Source organism: Streptomyces sp. NPDC024687 (assembly GCF_055559055.1).
In genome coordinates, this window is the sequence record NZ_JBVHLJ010000003.1 from 822,170 (window position 1) to 840,548 (window position 18,379).

The 18,379-nt window shown below is 70.7% G+C and carries 13 protein-coding genes; 7 read left to right on the plus strand and 6 right to left on the minus strand.

The genetic code is table 11. The features are described 5' to 3' along the window. Positions 1–279: 279 nt before the first annotated feature. A complete protein-coding gene (cimA, locus tag ACZ39I_RS15625) occupies positions 280–1,884 on the plus strand; it encodes a citramalate synthase (protein ID WP_467244939.1) in 1,605 nt (534 codons plus the stop codon). On the opposite strand, the gene ACZ39I_RS15630 is transcribed toward cimA, so the two are convergent. From ACZ39I_RS15630 to ACZ39I_RS15640, 3 genes are read right to left on the minus strand one after another with little or no spacing between them, the layout of a single operon-like run. Beyond that, the gene (locus ACZ39I_RS15630; RefSeq protein WP_467244940.1) at positions 1,845–4,700 is read right to left on the minus strand and encodes a hypothetical protein; all 2,856 of its coding nucleotides are present in this window, start codon (positions 4,698–4,700) and stop codon (positions 1,845–1,847) included. The genes cimA and ACZ39I_RS15630 overlap by 40 nt on opposite strands. 8 nt (positions 4,701–4,708) lie before the next feature. Further along, complete coding sequence (locus ACZ39I_RS15635; protein ID WP_467244941.1) at positions 4,709–4,897, minus strand: DUF397 domain-containing protein; 189 nt, start codon at positions 4,895–4,897, stop codon at positions 4,709–4,711. Next, a complete protein-coding gene (locus tag ACZ39I_RS15640; protein WP_467244942.1) occupies positions 4,894–5,700 on the minus strand; it encodes a helix-turn-helix domain-containing protein in 807 nt (268 codons plus the stop codon). The genes ACZ39I_RS15635 and ACZ39I_RS15640 overlap by 4 nt, the downstream gene beginning before the upstream one ends. Before the next feature lie 112 nt (positions 5,701–5,812). Between ACZ39I_RS15640 and ACZ39I_RS15645 the strand changes: the two genes are divergently transcribed. Next, positions 5,813–6,229 carry an ATP-binding protein gene (locus tag ACZ39I_RS15645; protein ID WP_467244943.1) on the plus strand — a complete coding sequence of 139 codons (417 nt, stop codon included), beginning with the start codon at positions 5,813–5,815 and terminating at the stop codon, positions 6,227–6,229. A 2-nt stretch (positions 6,230–6,231) separates the two neighbouring features. Here the strand turns inward: ACZ39I_RS15645 and ACZ39I_RS15650 are convergent, their stop codons facing one another. Beyond that, the gene (locus tag ACZ39I_RS15650) at positions 6,232–6,711 is read right to left on the minus strand and encodes a hypothetical protein (protein WP_467244944.1); all 480 of its coding nucleotides are present in this window, start codon (positions 6,709–6,711) and stop codon (positions 6,232–6,234) included. Positions 6,712–6,893: 182 nt separating this feature from the next. Here ACZ39I_RS15650 and ACZ39I_RS15655 point away from each other — a divergent pair, with 182 nt between their 5' ends. Next, the gene (locus ACZ39I_RS15655) at positions 6,894–9,905 is read left to right on the plus strand and encodes a glycoside hydrolase family 3 protein (RefSeq protein ID WP_467244945.1); all 3,012 of its coding nucleotides are present in this window, start codon (positions 6,894–6,896) and stop codon (positions 9,903–9,905) included. A 49-nt stretch (positions 9,906–9,954) separates the two neighbouring features. After that, positions 9,955–11,370, plus strand: coding sequence for a hypothetical protein (locus tag ACZ39I_RS15660; RefSeq protein WP_467244946.1), 1,416 nt, complete (start codon positions 9,955–9,957; stop codon positions 11,368–11,370). A gap of 161 nt (positions 11,371–11,531) precedes the next feature. Here the strand turns inward: ACZ39I_RS15660 and ACZ39I_RS15665 are convergent, their stop codons facing one another. Continuing rightward, a complete protein-coding gene (locus ACZ39I_RS15665; protein ID WP_352389377.1) occupies positions 11,532–12,314 on the minus strand; it encodes a serine protease in 783 nt (260 codons plus the stop codon). Between the two features lie 1,020 nt (positions 12,315–13,334). Further along, positions 13,335–13,889 carry a YceI family protein gene (locus ACZ39I_RS15670; protein WP_403663961.1) on the minus strand — a complete coding sequence of 185 codons (555 nt, stop codon included), beginning with the start codon at positions 13,887–13,889 and terminating at the stop codon, positions 13,335–13,337. A 134-nt stretch (positions 13,890–14,023) separates the two neighbouring features. Here ACZ39I_RS15670 and ACZ39I_RS15675 point away from each other — a divergent pair, with 134 nt between their 5' ends. From ACZ39I_RS15675 to ACZ39I_RS15685, 3 genes are all read left to right on the plus strand, one after another. Continuing rightward, positions 14,024–16,372, plus strand: coding sequence for a polysaccharide lyase 8 family protein (locus ACZ39I_RS15675; protein WP_467244947.1), 2,349 nt, complete (start codon positions 14,024–14,026; stop codon positions 16,370–16,372). 151 nt (positions 16,373–16,523) lie between these two features. Continuing rightward, positions 16,524–18,119, plus strand: a complete 1,596-nt coding sequence (locus tag ACZ39I_RS15680) for an acyl-CoA carboxylase subunit beta (protein WP_467244948.1) — start codon at positions 16,524–16,526, stop codon at positions 18,117–18,119. Between the two features lie 57 nt (positions 18,120–18,176). Then, positions 18,177–18,368, plus strand: a complete 192-nt coding sequence (locus tag ACZ39I_RS15685; RefSeq protein ID WP_352389381.1) for an acyl-CoA carboxylase subunit epsilon — start codon at positions 18,177–18,179, stop codon at positions 18,366–18,368. The last annotated feature ends 11 nt before the right edge of the window (positions 18,369–18,379 follow it).

Genomic DNA, 18,379 nt, shown 5'->3' on the forward strand with positions numbered 1-18,379 from the left:
GGTGAGCGCGGGGGTGGTCTGTGCCAGACTGCCTCCGTGCTCTCGTTCGCCACGATTATTGGCAGCAGGCGCGCCGGTCCGCAGTGACCGCCACGTACGACCAGGTACGGGCGGACACCGTCGTCCTCGACCCGCGCGCAGACCTCTCGCACCCGCGAGGGGTTTTTCGCATTTCTGGCCCACCCGCAGCCGGATGCGAGAGCGCGAGGGAGTATGTGGGGGCGGTGGAGCCGGTCATTCCGGTACGACCGAGACCAAATCCTCAGGAGCCTTGAGACCATGACCGCAACCAGCGAGCTCGACGATCAGTTCCACGTCTTCGACACCACCCTGCGCGACGGCGCCCAGCGGGAGGGCATCAACCTCACCGTCGCGGACAAGCTGGCCATCGCACGGCACCTGGACGACTTCGGCGTGGGCTTCATCGAGGGCGGCTGGCCGGGCGCCAACCCGCGCGACACCGAGTTCTTCGCCCGCGCCCGTCAGGAGATCGACTTCAAGCACGCCCAGCTCGTCGCCTTCGGCGCGACCCGCCGGGCGGGCGCCAAGGCGTCCGAGGACCCGCAGGTCAAGGCCCTCCTGGACTCCGGCGCGGACGTGATCACCCTGGTCGCCAAGTCGCACGACCGCCATGTCGAGCTCGCGCTGCGCACCACGCTCGACGAGAACCTGGAGATGGTCCGCGACACGGTCTCGTACCTGGTGTCGCAGGACCGCCGGGTCTTCGTCGACTGCGAGCACTTCTTCGACGGCTACCGCGCGAACCCGGAGTACGCGAACGCCGTCGTACGGGCGGCCTCGGAGGCCGGCGCCTCCGTCGTCATCCTCTGCGACACCAACGGCGGCATGCTCCCGGCGCAGGTCCAGGCGGTCGTCGCGACCGTCCTCGCGGACACCGGCGCCCGCCTCGGCATCCACGCCCAGGACGACACCGGCTGCGCGGTCGCCAACACCCTCGCCGCCGTGGACGCGGGCGCGACCCACGTGCAGTGCACCGCCAACGGTTACGGCGAGCGCGTCGGCAACGCGAACCTCTTCCCGGTCGTCGCGGCCCTGGAGCTCAAGTACGGCAAGAAGGTCCTCCCCGACGGCAAGCTCCGCGAGATGACGCGGATCTCCCACGCCATCGCCGAGGTCGTCAACCTCACGCCCTCCACCCACCAGCCCTACGTCGGCGTCTCGGCCTTCGCCCACAAGGCCGGCCTGCACGCCTCCGCGATCAAGGTCGACCCGGACCTCTACCAGCACATCGACCCCGAGCAGGTCGGCAACACCATGCGCATGCTGGTCTCCGACATGGCGGGCCGCGCCTCGATCGAGCTCAAGGGCAAGGAACTCGGCATCGACCTCGGCGGCGACCGCGAGCTGGTCGGCCGGGTCGTCGAGCGCGTCAAGGAACGCGAGCTCAGGGGCTACACGTACGAGGCGGCCGACGCCTCCTTCGAACTCCTGCTCCGTGCCGAGGTGCAGGGCAAGCCCCTCAAGTACTTCGGGGTCGAGTCCTGGCGCGCGATCGTGGAGGACCGCCCCGACGGCACCCACGCCAACGAGGCCACGGTCAAGCTCTTCGCCAAGGGCGAGCGCATCGTCGCAACGGCGGAGGGCAACGGCCCGGTCAACGCCCTCGACCGCACCCTGCGCGTGGCCCTGGAGAAGATCTACCCCCAGCTCGCCAAGCTCGACCTCGTCGACTACAAGGTCCGCATCCTGGAGGGCGTCCACGGCACCTCCTCCACGACCCGCGTTTTGATCTCCACGTCGGACGGCACCGGCGAGTGGTCGACGGTGGGCGTCGCGGAGAACGTCATCGCGGCGTCCTGGCAGGCACTGGAGGACGCGTACACCTACGGTCTGCTGCGGGCGGGCGTCGAGCCGGCCGAGTAGGTCCTGACCACTCCCCGCGCGACCGGGCGGATCACCCGGTGGCGCTCGCACTCCGGCCGGCGCGGCGGCGGCACGACCGCCGTCGCGTCCAGCGGCTCCGGTACGACCGGCGACAGCCCCCAGGCCCGCCGGATCCCGTCGATGACGTGCCAGGCGGTGTACGGCGACAGCGACAGCTCCTGGCGGGCCTCGGCGAGCAGGTCCGGGGCCCCGCCGGGCGAGCCCTCGGCCTGCTCCCGGCGCGGGTTGAAGTCGGGCAGTGCGAACACCTCCAGCAGGGTCAGGGAGAGACAGACGTAGGCGGCGGCCTCGTCCACCAGCCGACCCGCCGCCTCGCCCAGCCCGGCGGTGTCGGGCGCCGCCAGCCGCGCCAGCGCCCGCTTCAGTTCCTCCATCGGCCCCGGACAGGGACAGACCGCCCGCAGATGCGCGCTGACGCTCCGGAACAGCCCCAGCACGTCGGGGTCACCCGCCCGCCACGACTGCTTGGCCAGCAGAGTTCTGAAGCCCGCCAGCGTCTCCGACAGCTCCTCCACGATCAACAGAGCCGCCACGTCCGGCAGTTCGGCCTGCCGGGTCGCCGACTTGATCTCGTGCAGGCGGCGCGTGTAACGGATCAAATCCCGCGGCAGGCCCCCGGACAGGGCGTGCGCGAGCAGCACGTACGGCTCGCCGATGCCCGGTGCGCGCCGCGCGAGGATCCGGCCGGCGTCGGCCGCCCCGCACGGCCTCACGTGCAGGACGTCGTCCAGCGAGCTGTCCGTCACGTCCCGGTGCGGCAGCCCCCGCCGCACGAACGCCGCGCCCACGTCCTCCGCGACGGACACCAGGTAGTGAACGTGTGGAACCCCGAGGATCGCCTTGATCTCCCCCAGGAACGCCAGCGCCTGCACATCGGTGCCGAGCCGGTCCAACTCGTCCACGGCGATCACGACCCGATGCCCCCGAAGGCGCTCGTCGAACGCGATCCGGGTCAGCAGCTCCCGGAACTCGCGCACCAGAGCGGGGTAGTTGGGGGGTACGGACGTCAGGGTGCTGGTGTGCGAGGAACCCAGGGTGAGCAGCTGGGCGGCGGCACCGGAGGTCAGCGCGGCACTCGAACTCTGCACGGTCTGGAGCCGGTAGAGGTGATCACGGCACTCGACGACCAGGCGGGGGGCGGGTCGCAGGAACGACCAGGGCCCCCTGCCGAGCCTGTGCAGCAGCGCCCCGAGGAGGAACACCAGGACGCGCACCGAGTGATCGGGGTCGGTGAGCAGGGGCCGAGTGTCCTCGTCCACCGCGGCGAGGACCAGCACCAGCAGCGGGATCAGCTTGGCGGGCGGTCCGTAGAACCGGACCCGGTCCACCCGCCACCACAGCACTCGGGTGAGGAGTCCGGCGTCGGTGTTGTGGTACTGGAAGCTGCACACCATCCAGAGGAAGAACAGTGACACGGACCACCACGTGACCATGGCCGGCGCCCACCGCCGCAACTGGTCGTCCAGGTAGAGCGAGACGACCGGGCCGACCATCAACCCGATCGTGACCACGCGGAAGAGCGTGCGGGTGACCCCCTTCACCCAGCGGGAGAAGGCCTGGGAGTCCCGCAGCACCCACAGCGCGATCCCGGCCACGGCGAGGCCGAGCGCCGCCTCGGGCCTCCGGCCCTCGAAGACGTCCCGGACGAACCCGGTGACCGCCTCCCCCAACTCCTCGCCGTGCCGCTGCGCCCAGGGCCGGTGGTCCTGCTCCAGGGTGCGTTCCGTGGCGTACAGGCCGACCACGACCAGGGCCGCGGCGGGCACGGCGAAGGCCAGCCGGCGCAGCAGGCGACCCAGCGGACGGGAGAGCGCGCGGACGGCCCTGCGCACGTAGGACAGCCGCACGAACTCGGGCGGGTCGTAGCCGGCCCGGCTCATGTAGCTCCGGCAGACCGTGACGAACAGCGAGGTCAGGAAGTCGTGCGGGGCGTAGGTGGCGGGGGCGTGCGCGAACACTGCGAAGTCGTCGGGGCGTACGCAGTTCTCCATGAGTGTGGTCTTGCCGACCCCGCGGGGTCCGCTCACGGCGATCACTCCGCCGTCCAACTGGTTCATCTTGCGGTCCAGTTCGACCGCGGAGCCGTTATAGACGAAGTAGTGCCCGCGGGGTGAGCGCAGTCCCTCGTGGCTGCTGGTGACGAGCAGGGTGCCGCGGTCGTCGCCGAGCAGTTCCTCGACGACCCGGTCCACCGCCCGCCACAGTTGCCCCCGCCGCAGGTCCCGGATCCAGAGAGCGGCGGTCAGCTGCTCCAGCAGCCATATGAAGAAGACGAGCGGGACCAGCGGGACGGCCACGAAGGACGCCTGCCACACGGACGGCGGGTCGGTGTCCGGCAGGCTCCGCAGTACCGCCCGCCGGGCCTGGACGAACGTCAGGACGGTGAGGACCGACAGCAGGGCGAGCGGCGCTGCGACCAGCTTGGAGGCTCCCCAGGAGGCGAGCAGCACCAGAAGGAACAGGAAGGCGCAGCAGCCACCGCAGGCGAAGCTCGCGCAGTCGTCCGTCCCGCCGAGCGCGGAGAGCGTGGGCGACTGGGGAGCGGCCCAGCGATGGCTGTCGTTCAGCCGCCCCGCGCGCAGGTGCAGCCGATGCGTGAACGTCCGGGCGGACGTGCCCACCAGGCGCGTGACGACGGACTCCGCGCACATCGCCGCCACGACGGCGTCCTCGGTGACTGTGGGCCGCCGCTCCAGCAGTTCACGCAGCCGCTGGTCCTTCAGCCGGGCCCTGACGGCCCGTTCGTAGGCGGCCCGCTCCCCACTGCCGCGCCACGCATACCCCCCGTCGGACATGCCCCGCCCTACTCGACCCCGTCTCGCCGCGCCAGCCCGAGAAAGGCGGCCCAAGTCCCGGGCGCCACACGGAGGTTGGGGCCGATGTTCTTGGAGTCACGGATGTGGACAGCGGACGGCTGGGCGGCGACCTCGATGCAGTTGCCGCCCTCGCTGCTGCTGTAGCTGGACTTGATCCACTGAAGTGAGGTGCTCATCGGTCTCCTAGCAATCCGTGCACGAGGCGCACACTCTCGTCCGGTGAGAGGGCCTGCGACCGCAGCATTCCATACTTCAGTTCATAGTCACTGACCTCGGCAGGATCCTCAACGAGGAAGCTGGCACTCTGTACTTCCAGGTAGGCCAGACGCTCGTGCCCCGGCGTCACCAGCAGCACCATGGGTCCGCCGAGCCCAGCATGCGGTGTTACGGACGTGGGCATGATCTGAAAGCTCATGTGGATGGGCTCTGTGTATTCCAGGATCCGGCGGAACTGCTCTCGCATTACCTCCGGACCACCGACGGGCCGCTGGAGGATGCTCTCCTCCAGGACAAAGTGGCACACAGGTGGCCGCTCCCGTTGCAGCACCAACTGCCGTTCCATGCGGGCGCTCACCCATTGCTCGGCCGTCTCGGTGCCGATAGCCGGATACCGGTAGTTGAAGACAGCGCGGCAGTAGTCCTGTGTCTGAAGCAGTCCGGGAATCGCCAGACTCTCGTAGGACAGCAGGCTCAACGCCTCCTGCTCGTGATCCACCAACGACTGCGCGAACTGCACGACCTTGTCCCGCACCGGCAACTTGTCCACGAACACCGCCAACGTGCCGCGGGTATCCAGCAGTTCGTCGAACTGCTCGGCCCGGTCAGGCTGAAGCGTCAGCCTCCCCTGCTCGATCGACCTCACCGTGTCCACGTGAAGGCTGGCCGCCTCGGCCAACTGCTCCTGGGTGAGACGGGCCTGCTTCCGATAGTGCGCGACGAGCGCGCCGACCGCGTACCACGAACCGACCTTCTTCGACATGGCCGTCCCCTTCCCCCGCGCGCACCCCAAGTCCTCGTAGTGAGCTCGTAGCAATCAGAACTACGACCTCACTCACTGCCCCACCATAGTCACTCCCTGTGACAGTCGCCCCGTGAATCCCCAAGCCCAGCTCCTCCACGCCCGCACCGCCTTCTACCCCCGCGACCGCAGGTCAGTGGCCGTGGCCAGAGATCTGACGCGCATCACCCTCACCGACTGGGGCGTGTCCGAGCGGAGCGACGACGTCCTCCTCTGTGTCAGCGAACTCGCCACCAACGCCCTCCTCCACGGCGTCCCGCCCCACCGCTGCTTCCGCCTCGATCTCGCCCTCCTCGCCGACGGAGTCCTCCGTGTGGAGGTCCACGACAGCGGCCCGGGCGAGATCCGCGTCCCGGATCCGGTGTCCGAGTCGGAACACGGCCGTGGGCTGCTGCTCGTGGCCGCGCTGGCCGACGACTGGGGTGTGCGGGAACGGGACCCCGGCAAGATCGTGTGGTGTGACTTCGCGGTCAGGGAGTCACTGGACTGACGTCAGCACGAGTCCTCGGCGAGCTCCTCGAACTCGCCGAGGCTCATCGCCCGGTCGTCGGCCCAGACCTGGCCGGGCTCGAGCGCGGCCAGGTCCGCGGCGGTGAAGGTGACGATGCCGTTGTAGGAGTCGCCGGTCACGTAATGGCCGAAGCTCAGGGTGTAGTGGTCCTTCGGCAGCAGTCGCTGGGCACCGCGGTGCCGGGCGCCCCAGGCGGGCGGAGGTGAGAACAGCGGGAAGTCGGCGTCTCCGCTCAGCTTCGTGCTCTTCACGGACCACCCGGTACTGACGGGTCCGTCCCCGGCCGACCCGTCGAGCCCGGGTGTGCGGTAACTGCCGTCCCCGCACGGCCTGAACAGCCCGTAGGGCGTGCCGTCCGCTCCGGCCCGGACCCCGGCCAGCGGCAGATCGACGGCCGTGCACCCGCTCAACAGCCCCACACCGAAGACGACACCGGCCACCGCCAAGAATCCCCGTTTCATCACCCCAGCACATCAGCCAAAGCGGCGCCGTACGACCACAGTTGCGCACCGATCGCATTGCGGTCGCACCACTCGCGCGGGACGCGATGGCCGGCGCGGTGTCTTGACGGATGTGCGTGCTCTCAGTTCACTCACGCCGTGAGGTAAGTCCTGTGTGACCCCTGAGAGCCGAGGGAAGGTCCATGCGTAGAACCGCCCTGCTCGTCTCCGCCGCCCTGCTCACCTCCTTGCTGCCCCTGGCCGTCGCCCGGGCGGCCGACGACCCGCCCCCGGTCCCCGTCGACCGCTTCGAGGGCGAAGTCCCCTTCGCCAACCCGCCTGCGGGCGGCCTCTTCACCTGGGGCAGCGACACCGACGACCCGCCGACTCTCCAGCTCAGCAGCCGAGTTGACGCGCCGGAAGGAGACCAGGTCCTCTCCGGCACCTACGACATCAGCGGCTACGGAGGCTTCACGCACGACTTCGCCTTCGCCGAACCAGCCCACGACTGGTCCGCCCACAAGGGCATCCGCTTCTGGTGGGAAGGACAGGACAACGGCAAGAAGGTCGCCTTCGAGCTCAAGGACGGCGGCGCCAACGGCGAGGCGTCCGAGCTGTGGACGACGTCCTTCACCGACGACTTCACCGGCTGGAAGCAGATCGAGATCCCCTTCTCCGACTTCGCCTACCGCACCGACTACCAGCCCGTCGGCGGCATCGACCACGTCCTGGGACTGACGGAGATGTGGGGGTACGGCGTCACGCTCCCCGTCGGGGCACCGGGCCGATTCGCCCTGGACGGCGTCGAGTTGTACGGCAGGGCCGACCAGTCACTGCGCGCCTCGGTGCTCACCGACTCCGCGGTGTACCCGGTGCGGGAGGGCGGCACCGCCCAGGTGAAGGTCACCGTCGCCACCACCGGCTCCGCCCCCATCGACGAGCCGGTCACGGTGGCCTACGAGACGGCGGGCGGCACGGCCTCGGGCGCCGACTACACCCCGGTCAAGGGCGAGTTCACCTTCCCCGCGGGCACCGCGTCCGGGACCACCCGCACCCTCAAGGTCGCCACCCTCAAGGACAAGACCGCCTCCGAGACCGCCGAGACCATCCCCCTCAAGCTCACCGTCACCGGCGCCAAGGCCCCCGCCGAGACCCCGCAGGTCGTCATCGACGCGCACGGGCTGCCGTATCTGAACAGCAAGCTCCCTGTGCGCAAGCGCGTCGCCGACCTGCTCTCCCGGATGTCCCTGGAGGAGAAGGCCGGCCAGATGACCCAGGCCGAGCGCGGCGCCGTCGGGGCCGGGGCCGACATCACCGCCGACGACCTCGGCTCGCTGCTCTCCGGCGGCGGCTCGACGCCCACGCCCAACACCCCAGAGGCCTGGGCGAAGATGATCGACTCCTTCCAACTCCGGGCCCAGGCAACCAGGTTCCAGATCCCGCTCATCTACGGGGTCGACGCCGTCCACGGCCGCAACAACCTGGTCGGCGCCACGGTCATGCCGCACAACATCGGCATCGGGGCGAGCCGCGACCCCGCACTCGCCCAGCGGACAGGTGCCGTGACCGCCGCCGAGGTCCGTGCCACCGGCATCCCCTGGGACTTCGCGCCCTGCCTCTGCGTCACCCGTGACGAACGCTGGGGCCGCTCCTACGAGTCCTTCGGCGAGGACCCGGCCCTCGTCGAGTCCATGGAAACCGTCATCCAGGGCCTCCAAGGGGCCAGGAGCGGCAAGGACCTCGACAGGAACGACAAGGTCCTCGCCACCGCCAAGCACTTCGTCGGCGACGGCGGCACCGCGTACGGCTCCTCCACCACCGGCACCTACACCATCGACCAGGGCGTCACCACGGTCACCCGGAAGCAACTGGAGGCGGTTCACCTCGCGCCGTACAAGAACGCCGTGGACCGTGGCGTCGGTACGGTCATGCCGTCGTACTCCTCGCTCGACGTCGTCGGGGACGGTCTCGGCCCGGTCAAGATGCACGCCCGCGCCGACATGATCAATGGAGTCCTTAAGAAAAAGCTCGGCTTCGAGGGCTTCGTCATCAGCGACTGGAACGGCATCGATCAGATCCCCGGGGACTACGCGAGCGACGTCCGCACGTCCGTCAACGCCGGCGTCGACATGATCATGGCTCCGTACGCCTACAAGGACTTCCGCACCGCTCTCGTCCAGGAGGTGCGGGCCGGTCGCGTCAGCGAGAAGCGGATCGACAACGCCGTGGCGCGCATCCTCACCCAGAAGTTCAAGCTCGGGCTCTTCGAGAAGCCGTACGCCGACACGAGCGGCGCCTCGAAGATCGGTTCCGCCGGGCACCGGGCCGTGGCCCGCCAGGCGGCCGCCGAGTCGCAGGTGCTGCTGAAGAACAGCGGCGGGCTCCTGCCGCTGAGGAAGTCGCAGAAGGTGTACGTCGCCGGGTCCAACGCCGACGACATCGGCAACCAGAGCGGCGGCTGGACCGTCACCTGGCAGGGTTCCTCCGGCGACATCACCCCCGGCACGACGATCCTGGAGGCCATGCGCAAGAACTCCGCGGCCCTGACGTACTCGAAGGACGCCTCCGCCCCGACCGGCGGCTACGACGTCGGCGTGGTCGTCGTCGGCGAGACCCCGTACGCCGAGGGGGTCGGGGACGTCGGCAACGGCCACGACCTGGAGCTGTCCGCCGCCGACCGGGCCGCCGTGGACAAGGTGTGCGCGGCCATGAAGTGCGCGGTGCTGGTCGTCTCCGGGCGGCCGCAGCTCATCGGCGACCGGCTCGGCGACATCGACGCCCTGGTCGCCGCCTGGCTGCCGGGGACCGAGGGCGACGGCGTCGCCGACGTCCTCTACGGCAAGCGCCCCTTCACCGGCCGGCTCCCCGTCACCTGGCCCAGGTCGCAGACCCAGCTGCCGATCAACGTCGGCGACCCGACGTACGACCCGCAGTTCCCGTACGGCTGGGGCCTGACCACACTCACCAAGGTCCCGGAGGGCGGGGCGGCCACACTCAAGGCGCTCGGGACGGCGGCCCGGGCGGCCGAGCGGGCCGGTGCCGACGACCGGGGCCGCGCGCTTGTCGAGAAGGCCCGGCTGATCGTCCAGCGGAAGACGGACCGGCGCATGACGGCCGCCGTCGCGGCACCCTTCGCCGACGCCGATCACCTCCTTCTGACCGGCCGCTACGGAGAGGCGGTGCGGAAGCTGACGGAGGCGTACCGGGCGGCCTGAGGGGCGGCCGGAGAGGTCTCTTTCGGGGGGCTTCGGGTAGCGTCGAAGTATGAAGGCCATCGCGCAGGCCGTAGTACGGACCCGAAGCCTTCCGGGGCTGCTGTTCGCCCTGGTGCTCGCGGCCCTGGCCGTCCTGGCGGCGGCCGCCCCGCCCGCCTCCGCGACGACAACCGCGACGACCGCGACGACCGCGACGACCGCGACAAGTGTCTCGGCGATCGGGCAGGCCCTGCGCAAGAGTCCGGTCTACGTCGATCCGGCCGCCGCGGCCCAGCTGTCCGCCGCGGACGCCGACGCCTTGGCGGACCGGATCGCAAAGGCGGACAAGCCGCTGTTCGTCGCGGTGCTGCCCGCGGACTACCCGAAGCAGGACCTGTTCACCAAGCTGCGCACGGCGACCGGCATCACCGGCGTCTACGCGGTCCGCCTCGGCGACGCCTTCGACGCCCGCGCCGACTCCTCGGTCCTGCCGAAGGCGGCCGTACGGAACCTCGTGACGACCGTCCAGGGCGAGGACACCCGCGCCCAGCTCACCGACTTCACCGCCGCCGCGGTCACCAACATGGGTGGCTCGGCCCCGTCGACCTGGCGGTCCGGGGACGACGGCGGCGGGGTGTCGAGCACGGCACTGATCACGGTCGGCGCGGTGCTCGTGGCCGGCGGCGCGGGCGCGTACACGCTGGTGCGCCGCAACCGGCGCCGGCACGCGGAGGAGCAGCGGGCCGCGCTGGAGAAGCTGCGGGTGGTGGTGGACGAGGACATCACGGCGTTCGGCGAGGAACTGGACCGGCTGGACTTCCACCCCGCCGAGGCGGGCGCCGACGACGCGATGCGCGCGGACTACGAGCGGGCACTGGACGCGTACGAGCGGGCGAAGTCGCTCATGGGGGCGGCCACCAGGCCCGAGGACGTGCGGGCGGTCACCCAGGCCCTGGAGGACGGCCGCTTCTCGCTGGCCCAGCTCGCCGCGCGCCGCGAGGGCCGGCCGCTTCCCGAACGCCGGGTCCCCTGCTTCTTCGACCCCCGCCACGGTCCCTCCGTCACCGACGCCACGTGGACGCCGCCGGGCGGTGCCCAGCGCGAGGTCCCGGTCTGCGCCGCGGACGCCACCCGCCTGGCCGCCGGCCGCGACCCGGTGATGCGCGAGGTCGACACCGACCAGGGCCGCCGCCCGTACTGGGACGCGGGCCCGGCCTACGGCCCCTGGGCCGGCGGCTACTTCGGCGGCGGCCTCCTGCCCGGGCTGCTGGTCGGCACGCTCCTCGGCAGCATGATGGCCACACCCGCCTACGCGGCCGACTACGGCTCCGGGTACGGCGACTTCGGCGGCGGTTACGAGGGCGGCGACCTGTCCGGCTCGGACTTCAGCTCCGGGGACTTCGGCGACTTCGGGGGCGGCGGGGACTTCGGCGGCGGAGGCGATTTCGGCGGCGGGGGAGGGGACTTCGGGGGCGGGGGGTTCTGAGCGGTGGGGTCGACGCCGGAGGGGCTGGATGGCAAGCGCCGGTGCCGGTGATTCCAGCCCGTCCGGCGGTGGGAGGCGCGAGGCCCGGGAGAACCGCGGGTCCGGCACTTGACGCCGCACCGGACCCGCAGCACATCGCACCCGCCTCGCCTCACCTCACCTCACAGCGACGCGGCCGCCGAGGCGATGGCCGAGGCGAACGTGGACACCTCGGTGTAGACCCCGGGCGCGTTGGCCCGGGCGCACCCTATGCCCCAGCTCACGATGCCCACCTGCACCCACGCGTTCGCCGAGTCCCGCCGGAACATCGGCCCGCCGGAGTCCCCCTGGCAGGTGTCGACCCCGCCCGCGGCGTACCCCGCGCAGATCTCCTCGTTGGCGATGAGCCCGCTGTACCCGCTGTATCCCCGGCAGGTCGCGTCGCTCACGAACGGCACGGTGGCCTTCAGCAGATACCGCTGCTGAGCCCCGCCCTCGGTGGCCGCACCCCACCCCGCGACCGTGAAGGTCCCGGTGTTGTACTGCGTGGTCGTCGCGATCTTCAGCGTAGGAAGATTGATGGGCGCGGCAAGCTTGATGAGCGCCCAGTCCTTGCCGTCACCGTTGTACCCGGGAGCCCGGTACACGTACGTCGACTTGACCTGCACCCGCCCGCTGCTGGACTGGAGGTCCGCGACACCCGCGGTGGCGGTGATGCCGGTGTTCGCCCCGGTCCCGTTCACACAGTGCGCGGCGGTGAGCACGATCTGCTGGGTGTAGAGCGCCCCGCCGCACCCCATGGACAGCCGCACCATGAACGGGAACTCGCCCTGCGCGGCCCGGCTGCCGCCGACGACGGGCGAGGGCGCGGCCTGCGCGGCCGACACGGGCTGGAGACTGGCGATCGCGAGCGCGGCGGCTCCGACCGCCAGACATCTCTTGACGGCCGTGAGGAGTTTCTTCAAGGGGATGCCTCTTCCAGGTGGGGGTGACTTTGACGAGAGCATGCCAAGTCTGGGCGTCAAAGAAACGCCCAAGTTCTGACATGGGCTGGTCAAATCTGTTGCTGGATTATGGGAATCCTGTGAACCCACGCACAAGGGGTGCGATTCAGCCAGGCGTCAGGCGCGTCTGACGTGTGAGGGCGTACCGCTCCCCGGCGGCATGCCACCACCCCGGCGGCGACGGCCCGTCGACCACGGAGGACGCCTGGCCCGGGTGCAACCCGAGCCGCCACAAGGCCTCCGCGGCCACCTCCACGGTGAACCACCCCCCGCCGCCGCCCGTCCTCCCCGGGGCATCCAGTCGATCCCGCGGTCCCGCAGTCAAGCCCGCACGGCGGCCGACGGGGTCGGGCGGCCGGGGACGTTCTCATACGAGGTGACGGTGATCCAGGCGGGAGCGTCGGTCATACGGTCCATGATGCGGGAGTCCGTCCCCTCGACGCAGGCGTCACTGCGTAGGCAGGCCCGCAGGGCCCGCGGAGGGGGGAAGTCACCGGTTTTCGACGTGCGTCGGCACCGGCCCCGCGAGGACCACGGGCAGAACGAGACGGCCGAAGCGGGTCGCCGGAGCGGACAGCGGCGAGCCCCGGGCCGAGCCGGTCCTTCGCCGCACGGACGGTACGGGGCGGTCGTATCAGCACGCCGCCCTGATCGAGCGGGAACAGCACCACGTGCTCGATCAAGGCGTGCGAGTCGGCCAGGGCGACCGGCATGACAGCGGAGGCTCCACGCACAGCGCGGTGAGAGCCGCCCGCAGCGCCGGGCGGCGCCCCGTCGTGACCGCGAGCAGGACCAGCCCCACCGGCAGCGGCGGCCACGCCGTCCGCTTCAGCGCGGCGCCGCGACCATGGCCACACGCCGCTCCACACCTCCGGCACCCGCGTCCCTGTACAGCGCGCGCCGGCTCGGGGCCGTCCGTAAGACGAAGACGTACCTCCCGGACCTCCCGTACCGGCGCACCTGCTGACGGGGGCGACAAAGTCACGCGTTCTTGATCGCGGAGATGTCGAAGGTCAGCTTGATCTTGTCGGAGATCAGGACGCCGCCGGTCTCCAGGGCCGCGTTCCAGGTCAGGCCCCACTCGGAGCGCTTGATCTCGGCCTTGCCCTCGAAGCCCACGCGCTCGTTGCCGAAGGGGTCCTTCGCGGCGCCGTTGAACTCGAGGTCGATGGTGAGCGGCTTGGTGGTGCCGAGGACCGTCAGGTCGCCGGTGATGCGGTAGTCCTCGTCGCCGAGCGCCTCCGCCTTGGTGGAGCGGAAGGTCATCGTCGGGAACTCGTCGATCTTGAAGAAGTCCGCGCTCTTGAGGTGACCGTCCCGGTCCGCCGACCCGGTGTCGATGCTGTCCATCTTGACGTCGATGGAGGCCGTCGACGCGGACGGGTCGCTGCCGTCCAGGTGCAGCGAGCCGCTGAAGTCGTTGAACTTGCCCTTGACGTTGGTGACCATCGCGTGCCGGACGGTGAAGCCGATCGTGGAGTGCGCGGCGTCGATCGTGTAGTCGCCGGTCAGTGCGGTCAGGTCGGTGTTCGCCATGACAGAACTCCTTGAAGTGAGGATGTTGAACGTTGAACCACTCAACGCGAACGACCGTAGACCTATTCCGTACAAGTTTCAACATCATCCGGGGAGTGTTGGCCTGATCGCCCCGTGGTGGTAGATGCCCCGGTATGAACCCGCAGCGCAGAGCCTCCGCACCCGTACGACCCACCCGCAGAGCCGTCTTACTCACGGCGGCACTCCTGGCCACCGTCACCGCCACCGCCGCCCCACCGGCCCGCGCCCGCTCCCTCTCGGCCGACCCCTACGACACCCTCCGCCGACGCTGGCTCGACATCGCCCTCGGCACCGGTTACGACCCGGCACAGGAGCCCTACGCCGCCCGCCTCGCGGAGACCGGCGAGCGCGCCCGCGGCTTCCGGGCCACCATGGCGCCGGCGCCCACCTCCCTGTGGCCGGGCTCTCCCTACGACCCCCCGGCCGGTATCACCCGCAGCTACAGCCGCCTGTGGACCATGACCCAGGCCTACGTCCAGCAGGGCACCGGCTCGACCGGCGACGAGAGTCTCCTTGCGGACGTCCTGCGCGGCCTCGACCACCTCTCCGCCACCGTCTACAACCCCTCCACCACCCGCTACGGCAACTGGTGGGAATGGCAGATCGGCAGCCCCCGCCTCCTCATGGACATCACGGCCGCCCTGTACGACCACCTCACGGACGCCCAGAAGACCGCGGCCTGCGCCGCCGTCGACCACTTCCTCCCCGACGCGATGCTCACCGACTACTCCGGCACCTCCACCGGCGCCAACCGCGTGGACCTGTGCCGCTCGGTCGCCCTGCGCGGCATCCTCGGCAGGGCCCCGGACCGGATCGCACTCGCCCGTGACGCCCTCTCGTCGGTCTTCCCGTACGTCACGAAGGGAGACGGCCTCTACGCCGACGGCTCCTTCGTCCAGCACACCTGGGTCGCCTACTCCGGCACCTACGGCCAGGTCATGCTCGACGGTCTCGGCCGCCTCTTCGCCCTGCTCGCCGGCTCCGCGTGGGAGGTGACCGACCCGCGCCGGCAGACCGTCCTCGACAGCGTCGAGCGCGCCTACGCCCCCCTCATCCACGACGGGCTGGTGATGGACAGCGTCAACGGCCGCGCCATCAGCCGCGGTCACCTCAAGGGCGACGACCGCCACGTCCTGCGCGGCGACCACTTCCACGGCCAGGGGATCATCGCCGCCGTCGCGCTGCTCGCGGACGCGGCGAGCGAGGCGGAGCGCGGGCGCTGGCACGGCCTGATGAAGGGCTGGATCGAACGGGACACCGTCAGCCCCGTCCTGACAGCGCCCCAGTTCGGGGTCGCCGACCTCGCCCGGCTGCACGCGGTGGCCGCCTCACCCGTCCCGGCCGCCCCCGAACCCGTCGGGCACACCCTCTTCGCCGCCATGGACCGGGCCGTCCACCGCCGCCCCGGATTCGTCGCGAACATCGCCATGGCCAGCGACCGGATCGCCGCCTACGAATGCGGCAACGGCGAGAACCCGCGCGGCTGGCACACCGGCGCCGGAATGCTCTCCTGGTGGGCCGCCGACTCGGGCCAGTACACCGACTGGTACTGGCCCACCGTCGACTGGTACCGCCTCCCCGGCACGACCGTCTCCACGAAACGCCTCCCCGACCGGGCCGGCGGCGAGTGGGGCGAGCCCAAGCCGGACGTCCGCTGGGTCGGCGGCACGACCGACGGCGAGTACGCGGCGATCGGCCAGCACGTGAGGGGGCTGGGGTCCACGCTCCAGGCCCGCAAGTCGTGGTTCTGCGTCGCGGACGCGGTGATCTGCCTGGGCGCGGGCATCACCTGCACCGACGGCGTCCCGGTCGAGACGGTCGTCGACAACCGCAACCTGGGGGAGGGCGGGACACAGTCCTTCGTCCGGGGACGGGGCTGGGCCCATCTGGAGGGGCACGGAGGCTGGCTCGTCCCCGACGGTCTGCGCGCCCTGCGCGAGGACCGCACCGGCGCCTGGTCCGACGTCAACACCTCCAGTACGACCGAACGGCGCACCCGGCGCTGGCAGACCCTCTGGCTCGACCACGGCACCGACCCGGTGGACGCCTCCTACGCCTACGTCCTGATGCCCGGGGCCTCCCGCCGTACCGTCGCCGCCCGCGCCGCCGACCGTCACTGGCTGTCCGTCCTCGCCAACGACAGCGCGTGCCAGGCGGTCCGCGTCGCCGGCCTGGGCCTGACCGCCGCGAACTTCTGGCGGGCCGGCACGGCGGGTCCGCTCACCGCGTCGGCCGGGGCGAGCGTGCTGGTCCGCCGCAAGGGCCGTACCGCTACTCTCTCCGTGGCCGAACCACCCCGTTCGGGCGAACCGCTGGAGATCGTCTGGAACCGGCCCGTGCGCTCGGTCCTGCGGGCCGACGACACGGTCGAGGTGCTTGCCACCGGCCGCCTGCTGCACCTGCGTGTCACTCCGGGGATGGCATGCGCCCCACACGAATGTGAGGTGGCTCTCACGCTCTGACTTTGTACGACCCCTACAAGCGGCGGGCCCCCTGAGCAGTCAGAACGCCTGCATGCTTCCAGGGTTCTGTTCGGTCGCACCAGGAAAACGGTCCGGAGACTGTGAGGAGTCAACGGCTCGCATTCCTCGCGGGTCTTCGTAAGGTCACTACATGACCGTTTTGGATGAGGCGCCGGGTGAGACGACGGGTGAGCCGACGGACGCGCGTGGGCGGGTGCTCGAACTGCACGAGATCCGTGCGGCGGCCCTGGCCGGCCCCAGCGAGAAGGCGACCGAGGCGCAGCACGCCAAGGGCAAGCTGACCGCACGCGAGCGCATCGAGCTGCTCCTCGACGCGGGTTCCTTCCAGGAGGTCGAGCAGCTGCGCCGGCACCGGGCGACCGGGTTCGGCCTGGAGGCCAAGAAGCCGTACACCGACGGTGTCATCACCGGCTGGGGCACGGTGGAGGGCCGTACGGTCTTCGTCTACGCCCACGACTTCCGCATCTTCGGCGGCGCGCTGGGCGAGGCCCACGCCACGAAGATCCACAAGATCATGGACATGGCCATCGCGGCCGGGGCGCCCCTGGTGTCGCTGAACGACGGCGCGGGCGCCCGTATCCAGGAGGGTGTGAGCGCCCTCGCGGGCTACGGCGGCATCTTCCAGCGCAACACCAAGGCCTCGGGCGTCATCCCGCAGATCTCGGTGATGCTGGGCCCGTGCGCGGGCGGCGCGGCCTACAGCCCCGCCCTCACCGACTTCGTCTTCATGGTCCGCGAGACCTCCCAGATGTTCATCACCGGGCCGGACGTGGTGAAGGCGGTCACGGGCGAGGAGATCACCCAGAACGGCCTCGGCGGCGCGGACGTGCACGCCGAGACGTCCGGCGTCTGCCACTTCGCCTACGACGACGAGGAGACGTGCCTCGCCGAGGTGCGCTACCTGCTGTCGATGCTCCCGCAGAACAACCGGGAGAACCCGCCGCGGGCGGAGTCCACCGACGCGGCCGACCGGCGCGGTGACGTGCTGCTCGACCTGGTGCCCGCGGACGGCAACCGGCCGTACGACATGACCAAGGTCATCGAGGAGATCGTCGACGACGGCGACTACCTGGAGGTCCACGAGCGCTGGGCCCGCAACATCATCTGCGCGCTGGCCCGCCTGGACGGCCAGGTCGTCGGCATCGTGGCCAACCAGCCCTCCACGCTCGCCGGTGTCCTGGACATCGAGGCATCGGAGAAGGCTGCGCGCTTTGTCCAGATGTGTGACGCCTTTAACATCCCGATCGTCACCTTCCTGGACGTTCCCGGGTTCCTCCCGGGCGTCGACCAGGAGCACGGCGGAATCATCCGCCACGGCGCCAAGCTGCTGTACGCGTACTGCAACGCCACCGTGCCGAGGATCTCCCTGATCCTGCGCAAGGCGTACGGAGGCGCCTACATCGTCATGGACAGCCAGTCCATCGGCGCCGACCTCACCTACGCCTGGCCGACGAACGAGATCGCGGTGATGGGCGCCGAAGGTGCCGCCAACGTCATCTTCCGGCGCCAGATCGCCGAGGCCGAGGACCCCGAGGCCATGCGGGCCCGCATGGTCAAGGAGTACAAGTCCGAGCTGATGCACCCGTACTACGCGGCGGAGCGCGGCCTGGTGGACGACGTGATCGACCCGACGGAAACCCGCGAGGTCCTGATCCGGTCCCTGGCGATGCTCCAGTCCAAGCACGCCGACCTGCCCTCCCGCAAGCACGGCAACCCTCCGCAGTAACCCCGCGGACCCTCCGCGACACCCTCGCGGAAACCTCTCTCACGGAGACTGTGACCTATGAGCACCCCTGACATCCGCGTCGAGAAGGGCCACGCCGAGCCCGAGGAAGTCGCCGCCATCACGGCGATCCTCCTGGCCCGCGCGGCGGCCGCCCCGTCGTCCACCCCGGCCCACCGAGGCCGCCCCAAGGCCGGCTGGCGCCGCCTGGAGCGCGAGGGCGGCTTCCGAGCCCCGCACAGCTGGCACTGAGCCCGCAGACA

Bases quoted from the DNA above. Each gene is read 5' to 3' on its own strand.
- ACZ39I_RS15675 (WP_467244947.1), top strand. From the start codon at position 14,024: ATGAACCCGCAGCGCAGAGCCTCCGCACCCGTACGACCCACCCGCAGA.
- ACZ39I_RS15655 (WP_467244945.1), top strand. From the start codon at position 6,894: ATGCGTAGAACCGCCCTGCTCGTCTCCGCCGCCCTGCTCACCTCCTTG.
- ACZ39I_RS15635 (WP_467244941.1), bottom strand. From the start codon at position 4,897: ATGAGCACCTCACTTCAGTGGATCAAGTCCAGCTACAGCAGCAGCGAG.
- ACZ39I_RS15685 (WP_352389381.1), top strand. From the start codon at position 18,177: ATGAGCACCCCTGACATCCGCGTCGAGAAGGGCCACGCCGAGCCCGAG.
- ACZ39I_RS15640 (WP_467244942.1), bottom strand. From the start codon at position 5,700: ATGTCGAAGAAGGTCGGTTCGTGGTACGCGGTCGGCGCGCTCGTCGCG.
- ACZ39I_RS15650 (WP_467244944.1), bottom strand. From the start codon at position 6,711: ATGAAACGGGGATTCTTGGCGGTGGCCGGTGTCGTCTTCGGTGTGGGG.
- cimA (WP_467244939.1), top strand. From the start codon at position 280: ATGACCGCAACCAGCGAGCTCGACGATCAGTTCCACGTCTTCGACACC.
- ACZ39I_RS15680 (WP_467244948.1), top strand. From the start codon at position 16,524: ATGACCGTTTTGGATGAGGCGCCGGGTGAGACGACGGGTGAGCCGACG.
- ACZ39I_RS15630 (WP_467244940.1), bottom strand. From the start codon at position 4,700: ATGTCCGACGGGGGGTATGCGTGGCGCGGCAGTGGGGAGCGGGCCGCC.
- ACZ39I_RS15660 (WP_467244946.1), top strand. From the start codon at position 9,955: ATGAAGGCCATCGCGCAGGCCGTAGTACGGACCCGAAGCCTTCCGGGG.
- ACZ39I_RS15670 (WP_403663961.1), bottom strand. From the start codon at position 13,889: ATGGCGAACACCGACCTGACCGCACTGACCGGCGACTACACGATCGAC.